The sequence below is a fragment of the Tropicimonas sp. TH_r6 genome, from assembly GCF_033101155.1.
Lineage (GTDB): Bacteria > Pseudomonadota > Alphaproteobacteria > Rhodobacterales > Rhodobacteraceae > Tropicimonas.
The window spans coordinates 1-10,027 of record NZ_JAWMPX010000056.1 but is presented as its reverse complement, the minus strand read 5'-3'; the positions used below and the strand labels follow the sequence as shown (position 1 = coordinate 10,027).

Sequence of the window (10,027 nt, the reverse complement as noted above, 5' to 3'; positions counted from 1 at the left end):
AGGTGGTCGATGTTTGAACGAGCAGCCGTTTCGATTGCGCTGTCAGTGTGAAGCGCAATCGACACCGGCGGCCGATCCATCAGATGGATATTGGCCGGTTCGGACACTTCAAAACGAAACGGGGACCGGGCAGAGTCGTCTGCTGCTACACGACACCGGATCCCGAAAAACGCTCACTTTGAAAGGGGGAAAACTGGGCGCTTGACGCATGTCGGACAGCGATGCTCATCACCAACCAGAGGGTCGGTGGATGGCCGGCAAAATCGCCCCGGAAGCCGGGTGCCGCGCCACGAGTGCAGCGGTAACCTCCAATATCAAAAAGATTTTCCAAAAAAAGGAGAAAGGGCGCGGGAATCCGTTTCCGGTGAAACCCGGCCGGTACCACGTACTAATTACCCCGCGAGAAGCAGCGGTAATCACCGGTAACGCCGTTACCAAATGCTACCATTACCAGGAGATCTTTGCATGTCGACCCGCAAGTCAAACAAGAACCATGAAGCACTCAAGAAGGAGGTCGCAAAGGCGATCTCCAAGTGCGAAGCCGAGCGCCTCAACCCTTCGATGAAGGCTGTCCAACAGATCGTCGGCGGATCATACTCGGACCTTTGCCAGGCTGTCCGCGAAGTCAAAGCAGAGGCAAAGGCCCGCGAGGCCGCGAACATGGCCGTTCCGGAAATGTCCCAGGCCGTGGCGGATCTGTTCGATTCCGTTTGGACCGAAGCGTTCACAGCAGCAGACGCTCCGGCTGCCGCAGCTCGACAGACCTTCTTGGCAGATCTGAAGGATCGGGACCAGCAGGTGCTTGATCTCGAAGAAATGTTGGCCGACTTGGAAATGGAGAAAGACAAGGCGCTGGCCCGGGCGGATGCAGCCGAAAAGCAAGCAACAAAGGTTGATGAAAAGTGCCGGGACAATGAGGAGCGCATGCGCGATCTCGAAGCAGACCTCAAAACTCTGCAAGCCAGGTTGGAAGACCGGGCATCATTTCTGAGCGAATTGCGATCGGTCGCCGCTTAACTATCCAAGGACGCGGGAGAAAAGGAGGAAGGGATGATTGCCGGCTCCTGCGACGAATGTTGATATGACGGCGCCGGCCCTGACCTCCGCAGCGTTTTTCCGTGGTAACTCGGCCGCTTCCAAGTTCACGTGTGGGAAAACTCCCCGAGATCTTTCTGGACGAAAACCTTTGAGAAGTGGGTACGCCGACTGTGCAAAGCAGACCGCGAACCGGAGGTGAAGCATTGCCAGTGCGGCATTGACGCTGAGGATAGTTCGGCTCTGAAGCGGACGATGGAGTAGGGCGCGACTAACGGCGGCAATGCGCCCACTGTGCGAAATGCTGCGGATCGAACGAACGAGTAGTATGCCGACCTTGGAGACATCTGAGAAAATTCGGTAGGATGCCGTGTCATGCCAGTAGCGGGCCGTTCTGGTGCGTAGTTTTTGGCATTAGGTTGTTGGCACGCGTGCAGAGGTCAAGATTTCTGCACGCCCCTCTTCTTAACGTTATGCCGTGTTGCTATGGAACAGGCTTCCCTGAATTCGGGAAAGAAACCTAACTGCGTGAAGAAGGCTTTGATTGACGGTGGATGGAAAGATGATTACGCCCCTTAAAAACGCCATTGCGAATATCGCGCTTTGAATACTCCTTTGAGCGGAAATATTTGGCGCCACCTGAAAATCTGTCTGTTGCTATGACCTCTATGAACATTCGCATCTCCTCGTAGTTTGAAAACAGATCATCAAGCGTTAATACGCCCTGTTCATATTTTTCGCGAATTTCAGAGGGAAACATCGGCCGGGAGAACCCAGAAGTCGTTTGGGAGAGTGGAGTGATGCGGAACATTGATCCCTTGCGCAAAATAAAATACTCACTATCCGACACGGACAGATCCATAAAGTCCCACAACTTGCCACCATTGTTCAGAATATCCTTTATTTTAAGTCGGACGCGAAGCTTTACATTATAGGCGTCCCTCTGGCCGCAGTTCTTTATCGCTATTTGATGCCGTACGCCAGATTTGTAAAAACCCACCTTTGAACGAGACACCTCAACGGAAAACTCCAAATTAGGAACAAAGTAGTGATTGATCAACCACCAGAAAGCTATGGAAACAGCAAAACCGCCAAATAGGCCAAGGAAAAGAAATACCCATGATTGAACGTCTGCCATAGTTCCACTGCCATTCCCATACGCCTATGCAAGGTGACATAACGCTTCCACCCTCCGAAATCATAGCGTAAATGCTTTGCACGCAATACCAAGTCTATTTTTGCCGGTACCTTATGCACAGGCCAAGGTGTTGATCAAGGTCGGCGGAGCAAGGCGTGCCAAATTCGCGCGTTCTGAACGCCTTACACGGCCAAACTCATACGTTTCTGTCACCGGCGAAAACGACCATTTTGGGCAATGTACCCGATGCTGCCCTTCTATCGCTGACAGCAACCATCGCTGGCGCCACATCAATCAGGCTGCGCCCAACGGCAGCAAAGCGAAGTGAGCCGACCAACCTACTGTCGGCGAGAATGGCGGCCGAGTCCTCCGAGCCGACCGTGCGCGGTCCGCCGCGAATGTCCAGTCTTCTCCCACTATGCTGGATGCCAGATGAGAACGGCGGGTAATGCAGCGTTACTGCGAATGGCGGCAAGGTCGACGTTCAGGCGGCGCGCGGAGGTGACATTGGCACTGCTTTTCAGCATTTGCCGCATAGGCTGAAGGATGATTGGCGCATCCGGTTCTTCGGCGTTGTCGCTCTTGCGAGACAACGCCGACAGAAACCAGAAGCCGCCACGAGGAAGGAAAGGAAGAGGCCGCTCCGACTTGAACCCGTCGATTTGCGGGGCGAAACGAAAGGTCTCTCTCATGACATTCCCAAATCGCTTCCAGACATCGGAAGCAATGACGAACACAGCCGAGATTGCCTTGCTGCAATACCTGCAAGAGCAGAGACAGGGGTTGCTCGCTGCCGCGAACATGCTCGGCGGAGGCGATGGCCGCGAACTGGTCGAAGGTCTCTTCGACGAAATCCCGCGAAACGGCCTGTCTGCTCGCCGGGTGCGTCTGGCCCTCCGCGCACTCATAGCACTTCTCTCTCTGGCCAATGTCCACGATCACGACAGCGTTGAAGAGATCCGCCTTCTTGCCGACGGTCTGCGGGAGCGCCTGCAAGCTCTATTCGACCGGGAACCCACCCTGGAGAAAGGCCGGCCCGCGGCGTGATCGTCGCCACTCCGCTGCACCTCGGCGGCGGAGCTTGAAGACGGTGATCAACGCATGGCCATCGCCATGGGCCGTCGAATGAGGAGAATGAACATGGGATCAATAGGCAGGATCGACAGATCGTGCGCGGGACCGTCTGTTTTGGCGATCACGCGTGTTGCCGGCTTTCTGGCGGAGGAAGGAGATGTGCTTCGGGACCTCCTGAACAGCTTCGATAGGAAGGAGGCAGCGAACATGGTCCACGATCTCGTGGAGCTTTGCCGCGAGGAGACCCCGAATACTCCGGGCATAACGATTGCACTGGGCATCGTTCTGGAGGCGCTCGAGCAGGTGTCGGCCGAAACCATCGACCAGATCGCTCAAAGGGGTCAGGGGCCCCGAGACCTCGACAAGGCCGTGTTGTGGTACGGCGCTAAGATCAGCGATCTTCTCCAACGTTTGCAACGTTGAAGACATGGCCGGTTCCGCGGTGTGCTTCCGCGGAACCGGCCCTTTGTCCCGATGCCGGCCTCCACGTCCGTCAGGCTTGGTTCCGAAAGTGGGTCGCTTCACTGCAATAGGACGCAAGGGCAAGGAAATGCTCCCAGGCATCGCGATGTTCCCTGCGCGATGGCGTCTTGATATGAAACTCTGACACCAGGTCAGCGGCGGCCTCAGCTCCTGTGCGCCGCGTGACGGTTTCGATGCCTCTCCAACGCGGCACGGCAGGCATGTCGCTTCCGCGGATATCAAGGGCAAGAATAGAACGGCCGGAGACATCGTCCTTGATCCGCACAGCGCCAAGGTTCCCCGACTCGTCGAGCACCACTTCTGCACTCGCAAGGCGCCGAGCCACGAGCGTGCAGTCCTTGATGACCGGGTGCCGATGCCGGGTCGCTGTGGTCACCTCAATCCTGTGATCGGCCTGATCAAGAAGCTCCTTGAGAGACGCCATGTCTGCGTCAGTGTAGTGCTTCCCGATGGTGGTGTCGGAAGCATGCCCGATTATCATCTGACGATCCTCCCGGCTGACACCGCCGCGCCAGAGAGCCGAGGACAGGGTTTTTCGGAGCGCATAGAAGTCTTCGTTGTAATCCTTGATATCGAGGTTTTCACGGACGGTGAGGAAACGTTTGCTCAAGATGTCTGCTGGCTGGTCGGGCTTCACTTTCATGATCTCTGGAAAGAGCAGTGTGTCCGGATCATCCGCAAGAGACTTGATCCATTCGACAAAACCGAGATCGATCAGCAATTGGGGAATTGGAACGATACGGGTACTTTCCCTCGTCTTGCCGTCCTGTTCGGCGCTCCAGCAAAGCCGCATACAGAACACGTGATCACGACGAAGCAGATCGCGAGTTTTGAGTTGAAGAACCTCTGTCACACGGGTTCCCATCGTCAGCAGGATCAACGGCACCCAGTACAATGCATCCCGAAAGATCATGCGACCTGTCCTGGTCCGGCGCGATCGGCTGAAACTGCCGCGGTAGATCGGTGACGTGAGCAGGGTTTTGATCCGTTCACCGGCCCAACGCAGGCGGATCTTGGGTTTGGTCGCGCGGGCGAACAATTCATTGGCTGCTCGAAGGTCCTCGTTGGCTGCCTTCATGAGCCTTGCGAGGTCGGTGTAGGTCATGAGTTTGACGGGCCCGGTGTAACCGCACTTTGCCTTGGCGCATCGCAACAGTTGGTGCAGACGATCAAGATGTCGCTCGAGGTTCGTGTGGGCAATCCTTGGAACAAGCTCTTCTGAAACTCTTGCGCGTTTCTGGGCCAGCGACAGGTCGCTCAGAGCGGAGATCGTGTCGAAGGTCCTGGCATCGCAAGCGTCAGCCAGAGCAATCTCCTCGCGTTTGGTGAGCGTGACCCCTTCGGAGCGATGTCGGTTCTTGCCGTGCTTCTTGCCGTGTAGTTTTGGCAACCGGCTGAGATCGAGAAGGAGACCGGTTGCCTGCTCTGTCAACAGTTCGAGGGGGATGTCTCCGAGGAGTTCGATGGCGATGTTCCCGGTGCAGCGCAGCTTCCGCCGCATCTCAGCCGTCTGCCCTTCGACCGCGGCCTCGATGACGTCCGAGATGCGAACGAGCGGTGGGACCCTTCCGTCGACCGGCGAGATTCCGAACCGTGAAAACAGCGCGGAGGCTGCGATTATGGGATCTTCACCGAGGTCAAAGGCATCCCGTTCGATACCCAGCAATGTCCGGAGGGTGCTTGCAGCCGTACGACCAAAGGTGCTGGACAGGGGGACTTCGCAGGTCACGCCAAGACGGGAAGCCGCTGCGAGGACGTAGGGCGCTGCCGTAGCGTAGATTCTGTTGCGCATGTCCTTGGCCATGCGCTCGTTTTCTAATTCCAGGTTCTCGATTCGGACGTCGATGTCGATTTCAGGGTTCGCGGCGTCATCGCTGATCCGGGAGATCTGGTAGCGCACCATCTCCTTGAGAATGGTAGCATCGGAAGTTCCACCTGGAATCTGGGCAACGTGAAGGACCATGTTTCTGCACTCCGTTCACGCGAGCGCGGAAGCAGGCGAAATGCATGTTCCTGTCGCGTCGGAGGGGAGATCGGACCACCCGCGAACACGCCGGAGAGATTTGCAGTACGGTTTCGATTCTGCAGTTAGTGACTTGGAATCAAATGGATACCCACGATTTGGTCTCAGTTCTGGAGAGTCCTGAAGAGTTTTTTGTTCCGAAGATCTCGGTTGTTGGACGCACGGTGAGCCGAACGCCGGGTCGAAGGATGTCCTCGACAACAGGAAACTGGAGGGAAGCGATTGCCCTGCGCCGACAGAGGCTTTGGCCGCTGCGCGAAAGGACTTCTCGGCGGGCAGGTTCGTTGGAACCTGATCAACGGGCGTCCCGTTGAATTCATTGATTTTTTTCTGGATCATGGCTGGGGTGGTAGGATACCCTGTAGACCCATGGCCCCCATCAGTTTCCCTCCCGCTCCGCCTGAACCGGGGCATAAACTGGGGCAGAACGAGTGAGCCTGGGGCGGTTTGGGGGGAACTGGGACCTGGTGGGGGGGGAGCCTCTGGTGGACCTTGGACGAGGGGGCTGGGAAATCCAAGTGCCACCACATAGGCACCTCCAAAACGACAGATTTCCAAACGAGAAACTACAGCGCGGCACTAGTTGGGAGACAAGAAGATGAAGAAAACAGCACTGGTAGTTGTACTATCGACGATGCTCTCGACGCCGGTTCTTGCCGAATACTCAACCCACGCAATCCAACATCGAATCGACCAATGCGAGGAGGCGAAGGATGCCTCACTCTACCTCAAAAGGTCTGCGGCGCGGGATCTCGAAATGGAAGCGTTTCGATGGTATCCGAACGGACTAAAAACCATGCCACCAGAGTCGGAAGCTCTACTAGCTGGCCCTGGCTTGGCATGCATGAAACGATATCGACCCTCTACAGTTTGGGTTGAGGAAGTTGGTCGGTACGCGATCAATGCCATGGCGGCTGCTCAACTTACCCGCGCTCGCCCCGACCGCGAAGCTCCGGCAGGAAAACGGCCCAACACTGAATCCGGCGTAGCCCGACCCGAAGATGAGGAGTTCCGAAAGCGCGTTGAGGAAATGAAAGAGCATTTCGCCGACGAAGAAGGAAGACAGAGACGAGAAAGCGTGAAGAAAGAGTGGTTGGCTCGTGACCGTGCCCGGCAAAGCGTTCTGGAAAGCGAAGCCAGAGCGCACGGGCGGGCCAGAGCCGCAGAGGCACAAGCCGAAGAAAATGCAAGTCGGCTCAATAAACAGATCGTAATCACGCGCGCCTATAATTCTTGTGCGAAGCTTGCCGCCAAGAAGCCGGACGAGGCCTTTGCAAACCCGCTTTGTATTGAATTGTTTATGGCCAACGGCTTACCGAAAGGACTGAACTAGTCGCTCATAGAGTTGGCTACCGTGCAGGTTCGGCAAAAAAAGCAAAGTGATCGGCAGGCACCGAAGTGCCCACCGGATGCTTTAGGGAAGTTTCTTGGTCACCACGTAGTCAGCGAGCCACTGCCAGTACAGGTCCGCACTCGGGAACCCCTGTGCCTGAGCGGCCCGTTCCTCCGCCCTGGAACGAGAAAGACCGCCATCATACTGGATGATAGCGGCCCTTTCCTCGAATGCCTCAATGTCTGGTATCTGGCTCATGCCGGTAGCCGGATGCGGTCCACGATGTCTCGCTTCTGCTCATCCGAGATGCCTGCCGAGTAGATCCCATAGGTCAGTCGGTTCTCCGACCGGGCGGACTTATGCCCCACCAGAGACGCGGTGAAGTGCTCCGGCACCCCGGTCCGCTCGCACTGGGTGATGAACCACTTCCTGGAACTGTGGAACACGAGACCCGGTCGTTCGATACGCAGTCGCCGTCTCAGCACGGCAAACTGCTTGGTGATATCGTTCACCTTCAGGTCCGGGAACAGCCTACCTTGCTCGGGCAGGTGCTCCAGGGAGCCCTCCAGCACGGGATGAAGGGGAACCAGCCTCTCAGACGCATCGGTCTTCAGGGCTCGGACGGAGTTGGGTCGGACATGGGCGAAGGTCCCGAGGTTGCCCTTGGTGACGAGGTCTTCCCTCAACAGGCCCGCCGCCTCTCCTGCACGCATCCCGGTCAGCAGGCAGAACTGGAGGACGGGAAAAAGGGGAAGGTCCTCGTCAGCCAGCATCACCTGGACTTCCCGATCGGTGGGAACAGCATAGGGGTTCTGCCGGGTCTTCTGGTCGAACAGAACGGTCCTGAAGGGGTTTTGCCTGATGTGCCCCTGATAGACGGCCCAGTCGAGGAAGTGGTTCACCTGCGTCCAGATCCGTTTCTGTGTCCTGACGCAGATCTTGTCACTTCTCCCGGTCGAGTAGGCCAGCAGTTCATCCAGGCTCAGGCCCCGTGTCCTCTCCGACTTACCGATCCGACGGGAAAGCTGAGGTATCAGGGACAGGAACTCGATGCCATCTTCCCTCCGGAGAGAGCCGATGGGGCGGTCGTCATACTTGCTGGTGAACAGCCCCACTGAGTAGCGGATGCTCTTGAAGCCACCGGGACGGAGCTCGTTGCCCCGCTTCCTGAGATATTCCGGGGACAGCGCCCCCACCTTCGCTCTGGATTGTTTGCTGGCTGACATGAACGCCACCGGAGACAGGTCCACCGCCTCGCCATCCAGAGAGCGCCGCAGGAGAGCGAGGGTCCGCCGGGATGCCTGCCCCCATTCGTCCCCCGGTTCGTGTCTCAGTGGCTCACTCTGGAGCGCTGTGGTGGCGGTCAGAGCTACCTCTACCCCGGATCTGGTGGACTGAACGATCTGTTCGAACCGGGCGTTGACCTCCGAGGCACGAGCGCGGGCCAGCTTGGCGTCTGACGTCTTCAGTGACTGCTTCAGCGCCTGAGAGCCGAGGACCACCCGGACGTCCTGCGGGTAGTTCCGACGAAACATCCAGGTCTGGTCCTTGAGATAGGCATACTTGATGGTTACGGACATAGGTCCTCCTCCGGGGCACTGCCCCAGTTGCTTGTAGGTTTAGATTTTTTGATTGGTTTCAGTGGGTAGCCGGGGTGTTCAGCTTCCCAGCAGGTCACCGCCGTGGACCCTGAGGATCAGGTCGAGGTCTGGTTCACCGTACTCTCCGGCGAGCGGTCCGGTCAGCGAGTAGCCGGTGACACAGTCGTCGTAGATCTCAGCGATCCGGAACAGGTGTTGGGGGATGTCGTCGAGCGGTCGCAGGACCACCACGACACCCTCCTTGAGGTGTTTAGGGTCCATGGTGTCACCACGGTCTTTCGGTTGATTTCATGAGAGTTCTCCCTTGGTTGCATCTAATTTAGATACGGGGAGTTCCTCGGTTTCTGGGAACGCTGGGGCGGGACCGGTTACATCTGTGCGGCCCAGCTACGATCATCATCAACAGCCGCTTCTCTTCTCTCGTGCTAAGAGCGGTTCTGAAATGACGAAAGGTAGCAGTCTACGATGTTCCATGTGTGCTGGAGAATCTTTGCGCGCCCGTTGCCGTCAAAGCTGGTGTGTCCCCCATGACGTATTTCTTTAGCCGCCTCGGAAATCTCTCGGATATCTGCTTCCCGCACCCCAGATCGGTCCCTAAACTCTTTCCACTGGGTGGATCGATTAGCTTCCTTTAGATGGTTCACAGCTGAGCAGTGGTGCCGAAGGGCTTCGATCGCGCGATAGCAATAAAAGGGCGTATCATCGGCATTTCGCAGCGCCAAATTGAGGTCTGTAAAGCAGCGGTTGATGTAAATCCCGTTCTCTCCCGACCTAGGCGCGCGAAGCTGTTCCATCGCCGGCATCAGTTCGGTCATGGTTCGTGATGCTGAGATACAAGGCACATCGATACCGAAAACCAAGTCGATATTTCGAGAAGTGTGCAAGACGCGCGCAATTTCAACGTGGTAGGCATATCCTTTGATGTACCCTACTGCTGCGACCTCTGCTCGAAGGGAGCTCAGCACTACATTGCGTAGATCCCAAATATCCCAGGGATCCTCAGAGGAGACTTGAACCAAGATTTGGTTGAGTATGACACTCACGGTAACTTGGCCGCCGAAGCCGGTAGAAGGGTGAGAAAACGCAAACTCAAGCTGAAAACTGATCATCGCGCGTTCTGGGAGTACTGTTCCGAAGAAGATATAGGGATCCATGAGGCGGGAGTCCGACAGTGGGCTTTTCAGCATTGAATGCTAGTTAATGCCGGACGGTTGCGCCACCTGAAAAGGCATCCCCACCACCCGTCCACCCCAGCCCCCCGGAGCCCAAACCGCCCCAGTTTATGCCCCGGTTCAGGCGGAGCGGGAGGGAAACTGATGGGGGCCATGGGTCTACAGGGT

The 10,027-nt window shown here is 57.0% G+C and carries 10 protein-coding genes; 4 read left to right on the top strand and 6 right to left on the bottom strand.

Annotated elements, in window-relative coordinates:
• Window positions 1-465 precede the first annotated feature (465 nt).
• On the top strand, window positions 466-1,017 hold the full coding sequence (locus R3X27_RS24965) for a DNA-binding protein (RefSeq protein ID WP_317711628.1): 552 nt from the start codon (window positions 466-468) through the stop codon (window positions 1,015-1,017).
• A 538-nt stretch (window positions 1,018-1,555) separates the two neighbouring features.
• Here R3X27_RS24965 and R3X27_RS24960 read toward each other — a convergent pair.
• Together R3X27_RS24960 and R3X27_RS24955 are read right to left on the bottom strand one after the other, a co-directional pair.
• On the bottom strand, window positions 1,556-2,173 hold the full coding sequence (locus R3X27_RS24960) for a hypothetical protein (protein WP_317711627.1): 618 nt from the start codon (window positions 2,171-2,173) through the stop codon (window positions 1,556-1,558).
• Window positions 2,174-2,589: 416 nt separating this feature from the next.
• Window positions 2,590-2,865, bottom strand: a complete 276-nt coding sequence (locus R3X27_RS24955; protein ID WP_317711626.1) for a hypothetical protein — start codon at window positions 2,863-2,865, stop codon at window positions 2,590-2,592.
• 58 nt (window positions 2,866-2,923) lie between these two features.
• On the opposite strand from R3X27_RS24955, the gene R3X27_RS24950 reads away from it, so the two are divergent.
• Window positions 2,924-3,220 (top strand): hypothetical protein, encoded by a 297-nt coding sequence (locus tag R3X27_RS24950; RefSeq protein ID WP_317711625.1) that lies wholly within the window; start codon window positions 2,924-2,926, stop codon window positions 3,218-3,220.
• Between the two features lie 54 nt (window positions 3,221-3,274).
• On the top strand, window positions 3,275-3,670 hold the full coding sequence (locus R3X27_RS24945) for a hypothetical protein (RefSeq protein WP_317711624.1): 396 nt from the start codon (window positions 3,275-3,277) through the stop codon (window positions 3,668-3,670).
• A 70-nt stretch (window positions 3,671-3,740) separates the two neighbouring features.
• Here the strand turns inward: R3X27_RS24945 and R3X27_RS24940 are convergent, their stop codons facing one another.
• Window positions 3,741-5,693, bottom strand: coding sequence for a tyrosine-type recombinase/integrase (locus R3X27_RS24940; protein WP_317711623.1), 1,953 nt, complete (start codon window positions 5,691-5,693; stop codon window positions 3,741-3,743).
• 658 nt (window positions 5,694-6,351) lie between these two features.
• On the opposite strand from R3X27_RS24940, the gene R3X27_RS24935 reads away from it, so the two are divergent.
• Window positions 6,352-7,086: a hypothetical protein gene (locus R3X27_RS24935; protein ID WP_317711622.1), complete on the top strand. Its 735-nt coding sequence runs from the start codon at window positions 6,352-6,354 to the stop codon at window positions 7,084-7,086.
• Between the two features lie 254 nt (window positions 7,087-7,340).
• Here R3X27_RS24935 and R3X27_RS24930 read toward each other — a convergent pair whose 3' ends face one another.
• From R3X27_RS24930 to R3X27_RS24920, 3 genes are all read right to left on the bottom strand, one after another.
• On the bottom strand, window positions 7,341-8,666 hold the full coding sequence (locus tag R3X27_RS24930; protein WP_317711621.1) for a DUF6538 domain-containing protein: 1,326 nt from the start codon (window positions 8,664-8,666) through the stop codon (window positions 7,341-7,343).
• Window positions 8,667-8,744: 78 nt separating this feature from the next.
• Window positions 8,745-8,948: a hypothetical protein gene (locus R3X27_RS24925; RefSeq protein WP_317711620.1), complete on the bottom strand. Its 204-nt coding sequence runs from the start codon at window positions 8,946-8,948 to the stop codon at window positions 8,745-8,747.
• Window positions 8,949-9,112: 164 nt separating this feature from the next.
• Window positions 9,113-9,841: a hypothetical protein gene (locus R3X27_RS24920; protein ID WP_317711619.1), complete on the bottom strand. Its 729-nt coding sequence runs from the start codon at window positions 9,839-9,841 to the stop codon at window positions 9,113-9,115.
• Window positions 9,842-10,027 lie beyond the last annotated feature (186 nt).

What these genes read in the sequence shown, in the direction of transcription:
- R3X27_RS24925 (WP_317711620.1), bottom strand. Translation starts at nt 8,948, where the DNA reads ATGGACCCTAAACACCTCAAGGAGGGTGTCGTGGTGGTCCTGCGACCG.
- R3X27_RS24920 (WP_317711619.1), bottom strand. Translation starts at nt 9,841, where the DNA reads ATGGATCCCTATATCTTCTTCGGAACAGTACTCCCAGAACGCGCGATG.
- R3X27_RS24955 (WP_317711626.1), bottom strand. Translation starts at nt 2,865, where the DNA reads ATGAGAGAGACCTTTCGTTTCGCCCCGCAAATCGACGGGTTCAAGTCG.
- R3X27_RS24965 (WP_317711628.1), top strand. Translation starts at nt 466, where the DNA reads ATGTCGACCCGCAAGTCAAACAAGAACCATGAAGCACTCAAGAAGGAG.
- R3X27_RS24935 (WP_317711622.1), top strand. Translation starts at nt 6,352, where the DNA reads ATGAAGAAAACAGCACTGGTAGTTGTACTATCGACGATGCTCTCGACG.
- R3X27_RS24940 (WP_317711623.1), bottom strand. Translation starts at nt 5,693, where the DNA reads ATGGTCCTTCACGTTGCCCAGATTCCAGGTGGAACTTCCGATGCTACC.
- R3X27_RS24930 (WP_317711621.1), bottom strand. Translation starts at nt 8,666, where the DNA reads ATGTCCGTAACCATCAAGTATGCCTATCTCAAGGACCAGACCTGGATG.
- R3X27_RS24945 (WP_317711624.1), top strand. Translation starts at nt 3,275, where the DNA reads ATGGCCATCGCCATGGGCCGTCGAATGAGGAGAATGAACATGGGATCA.
- R3X27_RS24960 (WP_317711627.1), bottom strand. Translation starts at nt 2,173, where the DNA reads ATGGCAGACGTTCAATCATGGGTATTTCTTTTCCTTGGCCTATTTGGC.